This is a genomic window from Nitrosopumilus sp. K4 (genome assembly GCF_018128925.1).
Classification (GTDB): Archaea; Thermoproteota; Nitrososphaeria; order Nitrososphaerales; family Nitrosopumilaceae; genus HKST03.
In genome coordinates this window covers 933,662-951,066 of sequence record NZ_CP067007.1, presented here as the reverse complement: position 1 = coordinate 951,066, position 17,405 = coordinate 933,662, and the positions used below count along the sequence as shown (strand labels likewise).

Annotated in this window: 21 protein-coding genes; 10 read left to right on the top strand and 11 right to left on the bottom strand. The window is 34.3% G+C overall.

The features are described 5' to 3' along the window. The first annotated feature begins 102 nt into the window (after window positions 1-102). From NsoK4_RS05715 to NsoK4_RS05700, 4 genes are all read left to right on the top strand, one after another. The gene (locus NsoK4_RS05715) at window positions 103-792 is read left to right on the top strand and encodes a diphthine--ammonia ligase (RefSeq protein ID WP_211686026.1); all 690 of its coding nucleotides are present in this window, start codon (window positions 103-105) and stop codon (window positions 790-792) included. Then, window positions 785-2,110, top strand: coding sequence for a signal recognition particle receptor subunit alpha (locus tag NsoK4_RS05710; RefSeq protein ID WP_211686024.1), 1,326 nt, complete (start codon window positions 785-787; stop codon window positions 2,108-2,110). The genes NsoK4_RS05715 and NsoK4_RS05710 overlap by 8 nt, the downstream gene beginning before the upstream one ends. A gap of 29 nt (window positions 2,111-2,139) precedes the next feature. Further along, window positions 2,140-3,291, top strand: coding sequence for a tRNA pseudouridine(54/55) synthase Pus10 (locus NsoK4_RS05705; protein ID WP_211686022.1), 1,152 nt, complete (start codon window positions 2,140-2,142; stop codon window positions 3,289-3,291). A gap of 176 nt (window positions 3,292-3,467) precedes the next feature. Next, window positions 3,468-4,175: a hypothetical protein gene (locus NsoK4_RS05700; protein WP_211686021.1), complete on the top strand. Its 708-nt coding sequence runs from the start codon at window positions 3,468-3,470 to the stop codon at window positions 4,173-4,175. Window positions 4,176-4,177: 2 nt separating this feature from the next. On the opposite strand, the gene NsoK4_RS05695 is transcribed toward NsoK4_RS05700, so the two are convergent. The 3 genes from NsoK4_RS05695 to NsoK4_RS05685 all read right to left on the bottom strand — a co-directional run bounded on the left by NsoK4_RS05695 (window position 4,178) and on the right by NsoK4_RS05685 (window position 5,227). Further along, a complete protein-coding gene (locus NsoK4_RS05695; protein WP_211686019.1) occupies window positions 4,178-4,531 on the bottom strand; it encodes a hypothetical protein in 354 nt (117 codons plus the stop codon). A gap of 103 nt (window positions 4,532-4,634) precedes the next feature. Beyond that, window positions 4,635-4,808: a 30S ribosomal protein S27ae gene (locus tag NsoK4_RS05690; RefSeq protein WP_211686017.1), complete on the bottom strand. Its 174-nt coding sequence runs from the start codon at window positions 4,806-4,808 to the stop codon at window positions 4,635-4,637. Then, complete coding sequence (locus NsoK4_RS05685; protein ID WP_211686015.1) at window positions 4,808-5,227, bottom strand: hypothetical protein; 420 nt, start codon at window positions 5,225-5,227, stop codon at window positions 4,808-4,810. Before NsoK4_RS05685 ends, NsoK4_RS05690 begins: the two co-directional genes overlap by 1 nt. A gap of 83 nt (window positions 5,228-5,310) precedes the next feature. On the opposite strand from NsoK4_RS05685, the gene NsoK4_RS05680 reads away from it, so the two are divergent. Next, window positions 5,311-5,871, top strand: a complete 561-nt coding sequence (locus tag NsoK4_RS05680) for a DUF309 domain-containing protein (RefSeq protein ID WP_249110998.1) — start codon at window positions 5,311-5,313, stop codon at window positions 5,869-5,871. Here NsoK4_RS05680 and NsoK4_RS05675 read toward each other — a convergent pair. After that, a complete protein-coding gene (locus NsoK4_RS05675; RefSeq protein ID WP_211686013.1) occupies window positions 5,855-7,141 on the bottom strand; it encodes an alkaline phosphatase family protein in 1,287 nt (428 codons plus the stop codon). The genes NsoK4_RS05680 and NsoK4_RS05675 overlap by 17 nt on opposite strands. A gap of 209 nt (window positions 7,142-7,350) precedes the next feature. Between NsoK4_RS05675 and NsoK4_RS05670 the strand changes: the two genes are divergently transcribed. Together NsoK4_RS05670 and NsoK4_RS05665 are read left to right on the top strand one after the other, a co-directional pair. Continuing rightward, the gene (locus tag NsoK4_RS05670; RefSeq protein WP_211686011.1) at window positions 7,351-8,367 is read left to right on the top strand and encodes a galactose-1-phosphate uridylyltransferase; all 1,017 of its coding nucleotides are present in this window, start codon (window positions 7,351-7,353) and stop codon (window positions 8,365-8,367) included. Between the two features lie 42 nt (window positions 8,368-8,409). Continuing rightward, on the top strand, window positions 8,410-8,850 hold the full coding sequence (locus NsoK4_RS05665) for a hypothetical protein (protein ID WP_211686009.1): 441 nt from the start codon (window positions 8,410-8,412) through the stop codon (window positions 8,848-8,850). On the opposite strand, the gene NsoK4_RS05660 is transcribed toward NsoK4_RS05665, so the two are convergent. Genes NsoK4_RS05660 through thiD form a run of 3 tightly spaced genes read right to left on the bottom strand, consistent with a single transcriptional unit; the run spans window position 8,847 to window position 11,352 of the window. Further along, complete coding sequence (locus NsoK4_RS05660; RefSeq protein ID WP_211686006.1) at window positions 8,847-9,284, bottom strand: GNAT family N-acetyltransferase; 438 nt, start codon at window positions 9,282-9,284, stop codon at window positions 8,847-8,849. The genes NsoK4_RS05665 and NsoK4_RS05660 overlap by 4 nt on opposite strands. Before the next feature lie 9 nt (window positions 9,285-9,293). Further along, window positions 9,294-9,995 carry a nucleotidyltransferase family protein gene (locus tag NsoK4_RS05655; RefSeq protein ID WP_211686004.1) on the bottom strand — a complete coding sequence of 234 codons (702 nt, stop codon included), beginning with the start codon at window positions 9,993-9,995 and terminating at the stop codon, window positions 9,294-9,296. Between the two features lie 58 nt (window positions 9,996-10,053). Next, entirely contained in the window at window positions 10,054-11,352 is a 1,299-nt protein-coding gene (gene thiD, locus NsoK4_RS05650; protein WP_211686002.1) for a bifunctional hydroxymethylpyrimidine kinase/phosphomethylpyrimidine kinase, read from the bottom strand. A gap of 102 nt (window positions 11,353-11,454) precedes the next feature. Here thiD and NsoK4_RS05645 point away from each other — a divergent pair, with 102 nt between their 5' ends. The 3 genes from NsoK4_RS05645 (at window position 11,455) to thiC (ending at window position 13,433) form a co-directional block, all read left to right on the top strand. Beyond that, a complete protein-coding gene (locus tag NsoK4_RS05645; protein WP_211686001.1) occupies window positions 11,455-11,652 on the top strand; it encodes a hypothetical protein in 198 nt (65 codons plus the stop codon). Window positions 11,653-11,654: 2 nt separating this feature from the next. Beyond that, on the top strand, window positions 11,655-11,873 hold the full coding sequence (locus NsoK4_RS05640) for a hypothetical protein (RefSeq protein ID WP_211685998.1): 219 nt from the start codon (window positions 11,655-11,657) through the stop codon (window positions 11,871-11,873). A 231-nt stretch (window positions 11,874-12,104) separates the two neighbouring features. Beyond that, entirely contained in the window at window positions 12,105-13,433 is a 1,329-nt protein-coding gene (thiC, locus tag NsoK4_RS05635; RefSeq protein ID WP_211685996.1) for a phosphomethylpyrimidine synthase ThiC, read from the top strand. On the opposite strand, the gene NsoK4_RS05630 is transcribed toward thiC, so the two are convergent. From NsoK4_RS05630 to aroC, 4 genes are read right to left on the bottom strand one after another with little or no spacing between them, the layout of a single operon-like run. Continuing rightward, window positions 13,416-13,823, bottom strand: a complete 408-nt coding sequence (locus tag NsoK4_RS05630; RefSeq protein ID WP_211685994.1) for an NUDIX domain-containing protein — start codon at window positions 13,821-13,823, stop codon at window positions 13,416-13,418. The two genes, thiC and NsoK4_RS05630, sit on opposite strands and share 18 nt — an antisense overlap. A gap of 5 nt (window positions 13,824-13,828) precedes the next feature. Beyond that, on the bottom strand, window positions 13,829-14,683 hold the full coding sequence (locus tag NsoK4_RS05625) for a prephenate dehydrogenase/arogenate dehydrogenase family protein (protein WP_211685991.1): 855 nt from the start codon (window positions 14,681-14,683) through the stop codon (window positions 13,829-13,831). After that, the gene (locus tag NsoK4_RS05620) at window positions 14,680-16,050 is read right to left on the bottom strand and encodes an aminotransferase class I/II-fold pyridoxal phosphate-dependent enzyme (RefSeq protein ID WP_211685989.1); all 1,371 of its coding nucleotides are present in this window, start codon (window positions 16,048-16,050) and stop codon (window positions 14,680-14,682) included. Before NsoK4_RS05620 ends, NsoK4_RS05625 begins: the two co-directional genes overlap by 4 nt. Before the next feature lie 4 nt (window positions 16,051-16,054). After that, window positions 16,055-17,152, bottom strand: coding sequence for a chorismate synthase (aroC, locus tag NsoK4_RS05615; protein WP_211685987.1), 1,098 nt, complete (start codon window positions 17,150-17,152; stop codon window positions 16,055-16,057). Window positions 17,153-17,405 lie beyond the last annotated feature (253 nt).

Below are 17,405 nucleotides of genomic sequence, written 5' to 3'. Positions count from 1 at the left end.
GGAAAAGCCGTCTGAAATATGATGAGGATTATGAGTAATGAAGCATCCGAGGCTTTTTCCTTTTACCACATAACATATTTTCTCTAAATTTTAACACCTATTGTGAAATTAGCATCGTTATTTTCTGGTGGAAAAGATAGCACATATGCAATTCTTGTTGCAAAAAATCAAGGACATGAAATCAAATGCCTTCTTAGTGTATATCCAAAATCTGATGAGAGTCACTTGCTTCATCATCCTAATTTGAAGTGGACCAAATTACAAGCAAAAGCCATGAATATTCCTCAATTGACATTGAGTTCTAACTCTGATGAAACCGACACTGAACTTTCTTCCATTGAAACTCTTTTGAAAAAGGCAAAAAACGAATATGGTGTTGAAGGCTTGCTTCATGGTGGAATTGCTAGTGATTTCCAAAAACAAAAATTTGAAATGATATGTAAAAAACTGAATATTAAATTATTATCTCCTTTGTGGCATAGTGAACCAAAAACATACATGAGTGATTTGTTAAAGTCTGGTTTTGATTTTATTATTACAAGTGTATCCTCAGATGGGCTGGATGATTTTTGGCTAGGTAAAAAAATTACAGTTGAAGACCTAGACACATTACACTCATTGTCTGAAAAATATGGATTCAATCTAAATTTTGAAGGTGGTGAGGCAGAAACCTTTGTTGTTAACTGTCCTTTGTTTTCAAATAATATAATTATCAAAAACAGTAAGACTCATTGGGATGGCTATCGAGGAAGGTTTGAAATAGTGGAGGCGGGGTTGGAAAATAATGCTTGATGGTTTGAAGACAAATTTACGTGATGCAATAAAGAAAATTGTAAAATCATCCGGAATCGACGAGGAATTAATCAAAGAATTATCTAAAGACGTTCAAAGAGCATTACTGCAGTCTGATGTAAATGTTAGATTAGTTCTTGAGATTACAAAACATTTGGAAGAAAGATCACTTAACGAAACACCCCCTCCTGGACTATCTAGAAAAGATCACATTGTAAAGATTCTGTACGATGAACTAGCAAAACTTTTGGGAAAAGAAACTGAGTTTGATTTCAAACCTGGAAAGCAAAATAAAATCATCATGCTTGGAATTCAGGGAAGCGGAAAGACCACTGTTACTGCAAAACTTGCTAAATTCTTGATGAAACAAGGTTACAAAGTAGGAGTAATTGGTGCTGATACTTACAGGCCCGGTGCATTAGTTCAACTAAAAACAATGTGTGACAAATCTAATGTTGAGGTTTATGGGGAGGAAAACAACAAAGATTCCCCTGAAATTGTTAGAAACGGTCTAAAACATTTTGAGAATATGCCCTTGGACGTAATTCTTATTGATACTGCTGGACGTCATAAAGAGGAATCTGATCTTTTATCAGAAATGCAACAAATTAACAAGGTGGCAGATCCAGATTTGGCGCTATTGGTAATTGATGGGACAATCGGACAACAATGCTTCAATCAAGCAGAAGCATTTCACAAAACTGTTCCTGTTGGAGGCATTATTATCACAAAACTTGATAGTTCTGCAAAAGGTGGTGGCGCAATAGCTGCATCTGCAGCTACTGGAGCTCAAATCATGTACATCGGTACTGGAGAAAGAATTGATGATCTTGAAAAATTCTCCCCAACTAGATTTGTTGGCAGACTACTTGGAATGGGTGATATTCAAGCTGTTTTAGATTTAGCTAAACGATTAGAAAATGAAGGCGATGAGGTTCGTATGAAGCGAATCTCAAGTGGAAAAATGAACATGGATGATTTTTTCTATCAATTAGAAGAAGTTACTAAAGTTGGTTCTTTGAGAGGATTTTTGGATAACATGCCTGGTTTGTCTGGAATGGTAAAAGATGATCAACTTGATCAAATGGAAGGCAGAGTTTCCAAATGGCGTTATATCATTCAAAGTATGACTAAAGAAGAGAAAGCAGATCCTGATTTGTTAAACTCCTCTAGAATTAAGAGAATTGCACGGGGTTCTGGATGGCCTGAACATGAAGTAAAGGAATTGTTAAAAAATTACAAAAATTCCAAAAATATGATGAAAGCATCAAAAGGTAGACAAATGCAAGGTACCCTAAGACGCATGGGATTGGGTTAGATTTTTCAATAAATGATAGACCTCTTGTCATGACTACTTTTACTGATGTTATTCCTCTAGCAAAACAAATTTTAAAAAAATATGATCTTTGTGACAATTGTTTAGGTAGATTGTTTTCCAAACAACTTCGTCTATCCTCTAACAAACTTCTTGGCAAAAAAATACATAAAAATCTAAAATCATCTAGCACTAAATGTTATATCTGTAAAAATCTCTTATCCAACCTAAAGTTTTATGTGAATCTCATGGAAGACTATTCGTCAAAATATGAGTATTCTACAATGTTGGTTGGTGCAATAATCAAGCCTTCAATAATTGACCGAGATGATCTGATTAAATCTAAATTCAAAATTCGTGGAATTGACAGTGTTAAAACAGATATCACAAAAGAACTCGCACATCAATTTACAAGAAAGAACAGAAAAATAATTGATTTTATGGATCCTGATCTTACGTTTACAATAAATTTCAAAGACGAATCATGTATTGTTCGCTCAAAACATCTCTTTTTTCAAGGAAGATACACAAAACCGACCCGTGGCCTTCCTCAAAAACAAAAACCTTGCCACAACTGTAAAGGTAAAGGATGCAGAATCTGTAACCTTCATGGCATTGAAAAATTTGAAAGTGTTGAAGGAAAAATCTCAAAATATTTATTTTCAAAATTTGGTGGAACCACTGCAAAATTCACTTGGCTTGGAGGTGAGGACAAATCTAGTTTGGTTTTGGGAACTGGACGGCCTTTTTTTGTAAAACTGCTAAACCCCCAAAACCGTAATGTACGAATGCCCAAAAAAATTAATCTCTCCCCTATGACATTACTTCACTTTAAACAGATCAAAGAATCCCCGAAAAAACTTCCTAAATTTACCTCATTAATAGAAATGAACATTCATTCAGAATCCGATATTGATTCAAAAAATCTGAAAAAAATCAAAAGCATTTCCAATAATCCCGTAGTGGTTTATGAAAAATCTGGAAGACGTACTGAAAAAGAAATATTTGATATAAAATATAAAAAAAAATCTAAAAATGATGTTGTTATAACAATTCATGCTGAAGGAGGATTACCTGTGAAGAGATTCGTTGAATCTGATGATGTTGTACCTGGAATCAGTTCAATTCTGGATGTGAACTGTCATTGTACTTATTTTGATTTTCATGATGTCTGTCTCAAATGATAACAATTAACTAACACCTATTTTTTAGATAAAACATGCCACTTAGAAAAAAAGGTAAACATGCAAGATGGGCAGATCAACGCGCTGAAAGACGTAGTAAAAAAAAATCTAAATCTGGAAAACCAAAGTCTAGATAGAATCAACCTTTTTACATTCAATACTCCGGAGATGGTACATTGGATCCATTAATCCGACTAAAAGAAGCTCATCTTAAGGGACTGATTCCTGACAAAGTCTATGATCTAGTTGTAAAACGATTTCCTATAGTTGTTGAGGGAATCAATAGAATTGAAAAAGCATCTGGAATTAGATTTCCAATTGCTTATGTAGAACCTTCTATAGTTGTATCTGCTCCCAGTTCAAACCCTTATGCATTTGGGATATTGTTTGCTAGGACAATTCCTGTTACATTTGATGAAAAATTTCAAGTTGTAATTCAAATATCTGCACCATTGATTGCTTATGGTCTAAAGGGGACAATTCATGCTATTTTGGCACACGAGTTTCTTCATTTTCTTGATCTTATAAGAAAAATCTCAAAAATGGAGTTGCTTTCTGATGAAATTACTGGCAACCTTTTTGAAAGTGTTTATGCCGATGAAACCCGTCTCTTTGAACCTAGAGCTGTCTTTGATGATAGGACATTACTTCATCATATCACAAAACGATTTCCTGCTGGATTTAGAGACTACAAACTTGAAGATAAGGCTATGAAATTCTGGATTGAAAAAGAATTGCCTAGGACAAACATTTCTCTTGATTCCAACACTGTAAAACTCTCAGCTGAATCAATATCTAAAATAAAGATAGATCCTATGTTTTTAAAAAAACTAGATGAATTGGAAGCAAAAAGCAGTAAAATCCGTAAAAAGAAATTATACTAAACTCATTGATTTTTTGCAATGATTGATTTTACATTTGATATGATTTTTGAATAATCTGCATCTGGTTCTGTACTTAATAAAAATAGATTTTTTTCTAAAACGATGCTAATCATTATGACATTTTCATATTCTGTAATGGATGCAACTTCTTTTCCAAGTTTGTATTCTAGATTCTGAAGTTGATTCCATCTTTCATAAGTATAGTGAACAGACATCTTCACTTCATCCCCTGTAAGCAAGGCATCATCATTTTTGTTTTTTTGAATGTCTAAATCTCCTCTGGGATTTAAAATTCCTGTAAATCTTATTTTCGGGTCTGATTTTATGACTTCTTCACAGAGTTTTTCAAGGTTCATTGTATCAAAATTTTGTGCATTGTACTGTTATTAATTATGATCCTTTACAAAAATTTATTTCTAAAAATAATATTTACAAAAACTCAGAATATTTTTTTAAAAATTATTGATTAAACTCTGTTAGTCCACACTTACCACATGTGTGTCTGTCTTTATGTTCAGACATATAGACGCCTTTGCCACATCTTGAACAAATTTTTCTAATTCTTGAAACTTTGTCTCCATCTACTTTGAAGTATTTGTATACATTTGGACTAGAACCCTTTTTTCCTGCCATTATTCAGACTTCTCCTCTTTTGCTTCTTCTGCAGGCGCATCACCTTCTGCTTTGACCTCTGCCTCTGCAGGCGCATCACCTTCTGCTGGAGCTTCTTCTGCTGGTTGTTCTGCAGCTTGTGCTTCTGCCAATTTTGCTTTAGCCTTTTCTAATCTTTTGAAAATTGTTGGGTTGATGTGTTTTTTTGCTAACCCTTCATCCTCATAAACATAGAAAGTTCCTGTTATTCCTGGTTTTCCAACGTGACTTTGTAATATCATTGGGATGACAACTTTACCATCGAGTTTGAACTCTTTGGTGACCATGTCTACTGCATCAAGTTTTTGGAGTTTGCCTCCCAACCCTGCAAAATTGCAAGTGAGCTCTCTTCTCGATAAGAATGTGTTATCTACGTCACTTACGGTCTCGATAATGGACATGTATCCAAAATCCTTTAGATATTTCATATAAACCTTGATTGGAATTAGACAAGAAATTTAAGAAATTACGATAGATTTTAACCGTGGAACGCTATATGCTTCATCTTAAGAATAAAGGCTATTCTCCCAAAAACTCTCGTGAACTTGTGTATAAAGCACGAGATCTATGTGCAGACATGGATGCATCCATTAGAGTTGCACGTGTTGCAAGTGATTTTGTGGAATTAGATGTTTCAGTTGAACAAGACAAAATGGAGTCTCTTGTTGAAAAACTCAGTCCTATTGGAACCTTGGATAATGCCAGACATGTTTTTGAAGAAGAAATTGCAAAAGAACAAGGAATTCGTGATGGGATTTTTTATTTTAACAATGAACGATTTTGGGAAAGTCACGAGGCATTTGAAGGAGTTTGGAAAAAATGTGTTGGGAGAGAAAAAGAACTAGTCCAAGGAATTATTTTACTTGCTGTTGCATTTGCACATGCTCAAAAAAATGAAGAAAGTATTGGAATTGGAATGCTAACACGTGCGCTAGAAAAACTTGGCAATTCCCCATCTATGTATACTACCATTGATGTTGATAGAATCCGACAGAAAATTAAAGAAATGCAGGCAGAAAACAAACTGACTATATTTGAGATTTAATTAAATTCAAAGATGTTTCGATGACTTCTGCTCCTTGAATCAATCCTATGCTTCCTTTCTTTGCTTGTTCTTCTGTCATTCTTGTTGTTCCGTCATTTTTGATAAAATCTGCAGAAACTAAAACAGGAACAGGATCATCGCTGTGTCCTTTGTTGATACATGGCGTTGAATGATCTGCTGAAATAACAACTGCCACTTTACCTGTATCGATATTTTCTAAAAGCGTTTTGAAAAACCTTTGATCAATTTCTTCGATATTTTTCATTTTACCAATAGCATCACCATCGTGACCAAACTCATCTGGCCCCTTTAGGTGCACATAGATTGCATTTTGTGTTTCCATTGCTTTTGCTGCGACTTTAGCTTTTTCTTCATAATCTGTCAATCCCCCTGCTTCAAATGCTTTCATTTTGAGTACTTCAGAAATTCCTAACTCTACAGGCATGTCCACTATACATGAAAAATTCATGGAATATTTATCATTGATGGGAATTACATCTGGGTATTTGTTGCCTGCATCTCTAAGTAAAATACAGCTTAGTAATTTCTTGTTTTGCTCTTTTCTTTTCTGGTTGATGGGGCTTTGTTTCATTATTTCGATTGACTGTTCATTAAACTCGTTTACCAAATTTGATGTAAATTTTGTATCCTCGTTCTCTTCAAGTGGTAAACATTTCTCGATTTTCAGATAATCTCCTACTGCTTTTGCTACTCCCATTCCTCCAATGTTGCTATATGCAGGATCTGTGTTTGTGATCTTTGATGATAGTTCTCTTGAATCTGATCTTATTCTAACTGTAACTCTGTGTCCTATGGTTGGAGCAACTACTACTGATGTGTTTGGATGTGAAAAATTTATTTTACTTTCAATCTCTTTTGCAACTCCATTTGCATCTTCTTTTTCTATATGTCGTCCTGCTCTTCTGTCTGTAATTACCCCCTGATCATCAAGTGTTGCATAGTTTCCTCTAAGTGCTAAATCCCCATTTTTAAAATCAATGCCGACGCCAATTGCCTCAATAACTCCACGACCAGCATAATCAGAATGGTGAAATTTGTATCCTAACATATTGAACACTGCAATATCTGACTCTGGTGCAATGCCCTTTCCAACTGAAATCACTTCTCCAATTACGCCATTTTTAGATAATTTGTCTAATGTTGGGGTGTTTGCTGCCTCCAATGGTGTCTTTCCATCTAAATCTGGATGAGGAAGATCTCCTACTCCATCTAACAGAACGTAAATCATATGGATGTCAGAATTTTTCATTGGGTTTTTACCTGATTTTTCACTTTTAGTGCTCTAGTTTAAAGCTTCCATCATTAGTTTGCGATCTGATTTTTCAAAAATAGGATGTTTTGTTTTCTTGAAATAATTTATTGTATGTTTTGATGAAATTACGATCATAATAATTTTGAAATCTTTTTGTTTTTGGATCTCCGTAAACGTTTTAACGCTCTTTGAGTGCAAAATCAACTATGGGAGACATGCGCAAAGACTATGTTTCTGAGCGTTTTATGATCGTTTCAAAAAAAGATGACAAAGTAGTTGATCCAAAAAAATCTCCATATGCTCCTGGAAATGAATCTATGACTAATCCTTCTGTTTTGTCTCTTGTTGCAAAAGATGGCATGCTTCAACGGTTACAGGACAGTGAGGATGAATATGTTGAAGGTTGGTCAATTAGAGTTTTTGAAAGTAAGAATCCCATCGTGTCAATTGATACTGAAAATACTTACAGTGATAGGCCTCATTATAGCGAACCTGCTTATGGTTATCATTATGTTGTAGTTGCATCTCCTAAAGAAAAGGACACATTTGCCACTATTGATTCAGAACAATGGTCAAATGTTTTAGTTGTTGTGCAGGATAGACTAAGATGGCTTTACACGCAAAAAGGCGTTACTTATGTTTCAATTTTTGCTGATCAGGGAGAATTGGCAGGAAGCACTAATCCTCATCCACATTTGAATATCTTGACATTTTCTACAATTCCTCCTATAATAGAAGAAGAGGCAGAAGCATCTCATAAGATTCTAAATGAAAAAGGTGTATGTCCTATGTGTCAAACGGTTAATGAAGAAATTGGTGGCCCTCGTCAGGTTCTTCAAACAGAAGGTTTTATTGCATTTTGTCCTTGGGCACCTTCATACCCATACGAATTTTGGATATCTCCTAAAAAACACACAACAAGTTTTTCAAAAATAACTCAAAAAGAAATTAATGATTTGTCTCTTATTTTGAGAGCAACTCTTGGTGGATTGTCAAAAACCATCAAAAATGTTTCTTATAATTTGGTCTTTCATCTTTCTCCTGAAAAGAAAAACAGTAGACAAATCCATTGGCATATTGAAATTTATCCTATAACAAAATCTTGGTCTGGCTTAGAACGAGGTTATGGTATTTTCCTCAACGATGTTTCTCCAGAACAAGCTGCTGAAAAACTAGGCGCCGCATGTAGAAAAGAACTTGCAAACTTGGTTGGCATTGTATGATATTTCTGAATGGTTTATTTATCAACTTGATTTTTTAATAACATGGCACTAGAGAAATGGGCTGCAATTGCAAGCATTGGTCTTTTTGCAATGTTTTCTGGAGAGATGATTTCAATTTACTATTTTATGACAAACATCCCTGCTGATTTTGAATTTGCGACAGCTTTTGAAGCAAATCCAAAAATTTTACAATTTATTTCAATTGGAGTTGCACCTGCCTCTATTTTAGCTGGCCTTTCATTTTTAATGTCTAGACGCTATGGCTCACGACCAAACGGATTGATGATAATTGGTGGTGGAATAATTATGCTAGTTGGAATGGCAATTTGCTATTCTGTTGTTGACCAAATTCCTGAACAATACATAACTGATTCTGTTAGATATGTTCCAATTTTATTTATGGTCTTATCTGCTCCTGTTATGATAGTTGGATTTGTATTATTCAAAATAAAAAAGAAACGTCCAAAAAAAGAGTACTTTTAGCTGTGATCAAATCTTAATGCATTGGAACTTTTCTTAAAACCTATTTTTTCGTAAAATGGCTTTACGTCATCTGTACAGTCTAAAATTGTCTTGTAACAACCTCTGTTTTTTGCAACATTAAGTAGGTATTTTACAATTTTTTCTCCTATTCCCTTGCCTTGGTGATTTTTGTCTACTACGACATCTTCTATATGGCCAACCAAGCTACCGTTATGAATGAATTTTGATTCTATAAACAGGGTAGTGGAACCCACAATTTTCCCATCTATTTCTGCCACTGCAATTATGTGATCTTTGTTTGAATTTATTTTCTCAAAAATTTCTTCAGCTTTTTGTTTTTCAATTTTGCTTGCTTCTCTAAGTGAGTCTAACGAAGTCAGAAAACCATTCCATAAATCCTCTCTTCTCAATTCTCTGATTATTGTATTGTTCATTTTTTATTTTTAGATCTTTCCTAGCTTTTGTAGATATTCTTGATTTGCTTTTTTGTAAGATGCTTTGTTTCCAATATCTGTAAATCCTCTTTTTGTAAGAAAACTACTGACGAGTTTTCTTTTTGACATTGCTTTTTTAATGACATCATCCATTCCATATGGTCTATTCTTTGGAATCAGATTCATCACTCCTGGTTCCATGACATAACATCCCATGTTGATGTTAGCTTTTATCTCTGGTTTCTCATTCCAGCTAAGTACCTTGCCGTTCTTTGCAGTATCTATTACACCGTATGGTAAATTTGTTTTGTATTCGTGCAAACTCATTGTAACAAATGCTTTTTTCTTTTGATGTTGTTTTATCATGTTTCTTAGACTGAAATCATATATTGAATCGCCATACATGCAAACAAATGTTTCGTCAATAAACTCTTCAGCAGTTTTTAATTGTCCTGCTGTGGCTAATGGTTTGTTTGAAATTGCATATTCAATTTTTACTCCAAAAGCACTACCGTCCTCAAAATAATCTTCAATTGTTTTTCTTAGGTAACTTACACATAGTACAATTGACTTTACGCCGTTTTTTCTAGTCCAATCAATCAAATGTTCTAAAATTGGTTTTTCTCCTAATGGTAACATTGGTTTTGGAAGAAATGTGGTGTATGGTTGTAATCTTGTACCTAATCCACCTGCTAGGATCACTCCTTTCATGAAATTGATTTGAAATATGGCTATTTATGTTCAAGTATGGATTTGAACTGGACGTTAATTAATCATGTATGATTTTTAGAATTTTTTCTAGTGTGTTTGAAGGGTTTTTTCCAAAAACTATTATCATGGGCTCTTTACCAAAATCCCCCTTGTGAAATATGACGTCTGGTGGTTCTTTGGAGTTTTTTATTGCATTTTTTATCCCCCATGCTACCGAAGATCCATTGCTTTTGATTTTATCTGGTTCTTTGTCTCTATCATAACTTGATACTTTGAATTTTTTTCTTATTTTTGAAATCATTTTGTTTTGATATCTCAGATTTACTGCAGAGCGAATTTCTGGAAACTTTTTGCTTACTTCAATCAATGCTGTTGCTACGTGTTTTGAGCCTCCATATTGGAGATCCCCTGCCACTGTTACAGTTTTACCTGTCTTGACAATTCTTCCCTGAATTCCAAGAACCTCTTTTGCTGTTTTTGGTTCTTTTTTGGAATATACAAAATTTGTTTGACATTCTGGGATGTTTTTGTAAATATTTGTAATTTCTGTAAACTTTGAAATTGATTTACTTAATTCTGTAAATAATTTATCATAATTCTTGTTTTCAGTTATTGCTATTCCTTTGCCTATTTTTCTTGCATTTTTGATTGAATTATAGGTGAATTTTTTTGCAAATTTTACAGCATCCTTTAGTGAATTGCCTGTGGATAAAGAGTATAGTATTGCTGAGGAATAATTTCCACCACTTCCGTGATTGGTTTTAGATATTTTGTTACTGGAGATAGAGTATTGGGTTTTTTCTTCAAAAACAAAATCTGTAATTTTGCCCTTTTCTTCTATTCCTGTAATTACTACGTTTTTGGCTCCTAATCTCTGAATTTTTTTTACAGTGTCTTTTAATGATTTTTTTGAATTAATTTTTGAATTTGTTAAAAATTCAGCCTCAAATTTGTTTGGTGTGATGACTGTCGCTAACGGAACAATATATTTTTTAAAATCTTTTAGAGCTGATTTTTCTAAAAGCATTCCTCCCGTAGTTGATTTGATTACTGGATCAATAACGATTATTGTTTTTTTATCCTTTAATTTTTGATATATTGTTTTAATTATTTGAGAATTATACACCATTGAAATTTTTATTCCATCTATTTTAAAATCTGAAAACATTGTGTCTATCTGATCACTTAGAAGTTTTTGTGATACTGGTTGAATCTTTCCAAATGTTGATGTGTTTTGTGATGTAATTGCAGTGATGATTGTCAAATCATGCGCGCCAAACTCATCAAATGTTTTGATGTCGCTCTGAATTCCTGCCCCTCCTGATGGATCTGAACCTCCTATTGATAGTAAATTCATGATTTTTTTTGATTCACTGTACTAATCTATTTTGCTATGAGGTTGTTTTGAAACTTATTCTCGTAGAGAATTTATACATCAAATCTATTTTCATATCTATTGATGAATGGCAAAAAAATTCCACTTGTTGATGATCCTCCTGACGAATTACTTTGTACCGTTTGCCTGCTTCCTATGCAATACCAATCTAAACTTCAAGACTCATTTGTTTGGCAATGCTTCAAATGCGGAAAAAAGTTTTTTGTAACTAACGATAATGGAACTTACAAAATAAAAGAATCGTGGAGTTCTGCCAAATAATTATGACTGAGATTGATTCATTAAAAAAAGAGAATGAAGATCTCAAAAAGCTTGCATCTTTACTTTTAGCTGAAATTGAATTAATAGAGCGAATAACACAAATCAAAGAAAATTTTACAAATTCCCCAGACTCTATGCGTATAATTGAGCCTATTTTAGATAGGGTATCTAAAATTAAGGATGAGAGGAAGGTTCTCCAATCCTGTCTTGACCTAAAATAATTTCTAATCTATGATGCTTGTTTTGCACATTCGTATGAACAAAATTGGTCTTTCATACTTTGAAATTCTCTTCCACAATGAATCCACTCTCTTGCAGTTCTCATGTGATCGTATTAGGTATTCTTGTTTATAAAACAGATCTATTTTTTTAATGTGCTATTATGATTTTCATCTTCATGATTTCTTTAAGTTTGACGATTGTTTAAATCAGGCAAGGACGTAGTTTACTTAATGGGTACTCAAATGAGTGCAGCACGTCGCGGTGTTGCAACTGATGAAATGAAACAAGTTGCCAAAGACGAGGATGTGACACTAGATTGGCTAATTCCAAAAATTGCAAAAGGGTCTATAATCATTCCAAGTAACAATGTAAGACCACAAAAAATTCATAACGTTGGGATTGGAAAGGGCCTCAAAACCAAAGTTAATGTGAACATTGGAACTTCTACATTAAATGTTAATCTCGAAGAAGAAATTGAGAAAGCAAAGGTTGCAGTCAAATATCATGCTGACACTATGATGGATTTAAGTGATGGTGGAGATGTTAAAAAAATCCGTCAGACCCTTTTAGAGGTTGCCCCTATAACTTTTGGAACTGTTCCAATCTATGAGGCATATAATTACGGTGTTGAAGTTCACAAGAATCCATTAAACCTCACTGAAGATGATTACATCAAAGCATTTGAAAATAATGCCAAGGATGGTGTTGATTACACTACTATTCATTGTGGTATAACAAAAGATATTGCTAAAAGAATTTTGAAAGTTCAAAGATATGGTGGAGTTGTAAGTAAGGGTGGAACAATTACTGCAGCATGGATGTTAAAACATGATAAAGAAAATCCCTATCTTACTCACTATGATTATCTGGTTGAACTTGCCAAAAAATATGATGTTACGTTTAGTTTAGGTGATGCACTTAGACCAGGCTCTATTTTAGACTCTCATGATGAATTACAAGTACAAGAAATGATCAATGTTGCTAGGCTAACAAAACGTGCTCATGAGCAAGATGTTCAAGTAATGGTTGAAGGGCCTGGACATGTTCCACTAAATGAAGTTGCAGCAAATGTCCGATTGGCAAAATCTCTCATAGGTGATGTGCCTTACTATGTTTTAGGCCCGTTAGTGACTGATGTTGCTTCAGGACATGATCATATTGCAAGTGCAATAGGTGCAGCAGTTTCTGCAGCAGAAGGAGTTGATCTTTTGTGTTATCTGACCCCCTCCGAACATTTGGCACTGCCTAACCCTGATGAAGTAAAACAAGGACTGATAGCTTATAGAATTGCAGCACATGCTGCTGATCTTGTAAAAATTCGTGACAAGGCAATCAAATGGGATCTTGAAATGTCTGAAGCTCGAAGAACGCTTGATTGGGAAAAACAACTTGCACTATCAATCGATCCTGAAGAAGCAGCTAGGATTCATAGTAGGACTGGTCAACATCCTGGAAACAACGTACCTTGTACAATGTGTGGTGGTGCTTGTGTCTATATGATGTTGCCCCAACAAAAAACATACGTAAAAGAAAACGAAAATCTACAACAAATTGAATAATACTTTTTCAAGACTAGGAACTGTCTTGTAGCTTGATATCTCGTCTTTGCTAATCCAAGCATACTCGGAATTTTCCCAATTTAGTTTGATTTCGGGATCTTTTTTTACTTCAAACAAAAACGGAAAAATTTCCCATTCATGATTTTCGTATTGTGGTGACACTACTCGCATTTCTTGTGCTGCTTTGATCAGTTTTATTTTGTCTTCAGAAATTCCCAACTCTTCAAAAATCTCTATTTTTGCTCTTGATAATGGCTCTTCGTTTTTTTCAATAATTCCACTGACTCCTGCCCATAACCCTTTCATGGTTTTTACCTTTTCACTCCTCTTTAAGAGAAGAAGTCTGTCTTTGTCTTTGATAAATGAAGTTACAATCTTAGTTGAGCGCATTCTTGCTACTTTTCAACAGCATTAACCATTTTTGTTAATTTCTTGTACGAGTCTTCCAAGTTTGTATTCTCAGATAGTCTTTCTTGGCATGACTTGATGTAGTTGATTACTTCTTCAGTCTTTGATTCCTGGACTGCTGTAAGCAATCTGCCTATGTCTTTCCATAACTCTTCTGCCACTCTTCTTATTTCCGGATTTGCAATGATTGTTTCAATTAACTCTGGTGATTCAGTCATGATGCTTTCTGCCAATGTCTTTTGAACCCTAAATGTGGTTCCTGACATTTTTTCTGTTAGTGACATCTTGTCATCTTTTGAAATGATGTTTGCAAACACTAGATTCATCAAATGTGTTAATCCTAAAATCACTGCAATCTTTTTGTCATGTTCAATTGCATCTATGGTGACAAAATTAGCTCCTGCAAAAATTGATTTTGCAACAGTAAGTTCTTTTTTGGCATCTTTTATTGGGACTGAAATTATGTTCTGGCCTTTTATTGATTTTGTACCTGGACCAAACATTGGGTGGATGCAAATTGGGTTGATTTTAGCAGGCATTTTTGATAAAGACGAAACCACTTTGGACTTTTCTGAAGAAATTTCAATCAGGTATGTTCCCCTTTTCATCTCTTTTGCAATAAGTCTGATAATCTCTGGTGTTCTTCTTGTAGGTGTGCACAACACCACGTAATCTGCTTTAAGAATGGCGCCTACTAGAGATTCTGCTTTTGTGATGTTTTTTCCTGAAATCTTGTTTTCTGAATCGTATCCGGTTACCTCGTAATCATTACTTGCAAAAAACTTTGCAAACCATTGACCCATTTGGCCACCTGCACCGATAATTGTAACTTTCTTTTTCATTGTATTCCTCTTATTGTACTGTTAAGTATATTCATACCTTCTTTTAGTGTCTTTTCGTCCTGACAAGCTGAAATCCTGATAAAGTTCTTGTAGTCGCCAAATCCTTGACCTGGAGCTACTGCAAGTCCTTTCTCAAGAAGAGAGTTTGCAAATTTTACTCCATCAAACCCCTCGTGATTGACTCTGGCAAATAGGTACATTGCACCATCCGGAATTACAAAATCCAAGTTCATCTCTTTTGTATCTTGAATCAATGAATCAAGTCTCTTTCTAACTGTATTGGTATTGTTTGAAGTGTCTGCTTCTAGTGCTTTCATTGCTATGTATTGAATTGGTTCGGACACATTAGTCAAACACAATGCCTCAAGTTTTGCCATTTTTTCAACTATTTTGGGACTTGATACTGCGTATCCTATTCTGAATCCTGTCATGGCATGTGATTTTGAGAATGACTGTGTGATTATACTTTTTTCATAATTGTATGCAAGAACACTTTTCCAATCTTTGAATGCATATTCTGAATAAATTTCGTCACTTAGAACATACAGATCATTGTTTTTAGCAATTTCAATTATTTCGTCTTGCAGTTTTTCAGGAAGGATTTTTCCAGTTGGGTTGTTTGGATAGTTTAATACAATCATTTTTGTATTGGGGTTAATCATTTGTTCAATTTGTTCAATTGATGGTTCCCAATTGTTTTCCAAAGTTGTACTGACTGTCCTTACTTTGATTCCTGCATTTAATGCACAATCTTTGTATGCTGGCCATGCAGGCTCTATTACTATCATTTCATCCCCTGGATTCAAAAGTGTTGTAATTGCAGTAAAAATTGAAAACCTTGCACCCGGACTAACAATGATATTTTCATGTGTGATGTTTGATGAAAATTTCTTTGAGACATATTTTCCTAACGCTTCTCTAAATGTAGGCATTCCTTTCGCTTGACCGTATTTCAAAAATCCTTTGTCAAACACTTCCTCTAGTGCTTTTTTTACAACTTCGGGCGGTAGAAAATCTGGTTCTCCCACCTCCATGTGTATTATTTTCTTTCCCTCTTGTTCAAGTGATTTTGCTTTGAGAAATATCGAAAGATGTGTTTGTTTGTTTGTTGATTGAACCTTTACTGATTCATTAAGTAAAAAATTCAGAAATTTCGTGGCAATTGATTCATCAAAATTTAGATTACTGCATAATTCTAAAACCTTAGAGCGAAGATTGTCTTCTCTTGTTTCATCTGTGACTCCTTTCCCAATGTTCTTTTTGACTTCTCCAATCTCTTTTGCAATGTCCGTTCTGGTTTTTAGTAGTTTGATCATTTCGATTGTAATTTCATCCATTCTGTTACGAAGTTCGTTGATATCTGACATGTCTCTATAAAACCGGCTTTATTGTGCCTGAAATTAAGGCATGATCTGCAATAATTAATGAAACTAGTGAATCCACCACTGGAGGTGCTCTTGGAACCACACATGGATCGTGTCTTCCTTTCACTTGGAGTACTGCAGGTTTTTTGGTTTTGATGTCTACTGTATCTTGTTTTTGAGCAATTGATGATGCTGGCTTGAATGCAACCCTCATCGTAATTGGCATGCCATTTGAAATTCCTCCTAATATCCCTCCTGAATTATTTGTTCTAGTAACTATCTTGCCTTTTTTTATTGTGTAAAGATCATTATTTTCAGAACCAAATAATTTTGAACCTTCAAAACCTGAACCAAATTCTACTCCTTTTACAGATGGAATAGAAAACATTGCTCTGCTTAAATCTGATTCAAGTGAATTAAAAATCGGTTCTCCTAATCCCACTGGAACGTTCGTTGTCACTGATTCGATAATTCCTCCAAGTGAATCTCCTTTTCTTTTTGCATTCATTATGGATTCTTTCATTTTCTTTGCAGTCTTTTCTTCTGGACATCTGACATCATTTTTGTAAATGTATTTCACCATTTTTTCATCAAATTCTCTTTCCATCTTTATTTTACCAATTTGTGATGTGTATGAGTTTGTTTCAATTCCTAATGTTGTTTTTAATAATTTTCTAGCTATTGCCCCTCCCATTACATGAGTAGCTGTTAATCTTCCAGAAAATCTTCCTCCTCCTCTGTAATCATTAAAGTGATTGTACTTTATCATTGCAGGATAGTCTGAATGCCCTGGACGTAATTTTGTTTTCAAGTTCTCATAGTCTTTTGATTTTTGATCACTATTCCAAATGACCATTGTAATTGGTGCACCTGTTGTATGCCCTCTAAACACTCCTGAAATAATTTCAACCTTATCGCCTTCTTTTCTTTGAGTTGTAATTAGTGATTGACCTGGTCTTCTTTGGTCTAACATTTTTTGAATGTCTTTCTCGTCTAATTCTAATCCTGCAGGACAACCTTCTAGAACTGCGCCTATTGATCTTCCATGACTTTCACCAAAACTAGTTAAAACAAGTCGCTGACCAATAGAACTTCCCGGCAACATATAATGAGTACAAAACGATGCTTATAATTCCTCATCCTGTCTTTGGAAAAAATTTCTATTTGTTTTGGGACTTTTTCAGATCAATGAGTAGATATACTAAATATATGTATGATTTCTTGATATATTATGTAATTATTTCAAATAAATCTTAAATATCACAATAACGTATATGATATATGCAAAAACGTGTAAATTATACTGCATAATTTGCGCGGCCCTGCGAAAAAGACATGTTATCTGCGCTAACGCGCTG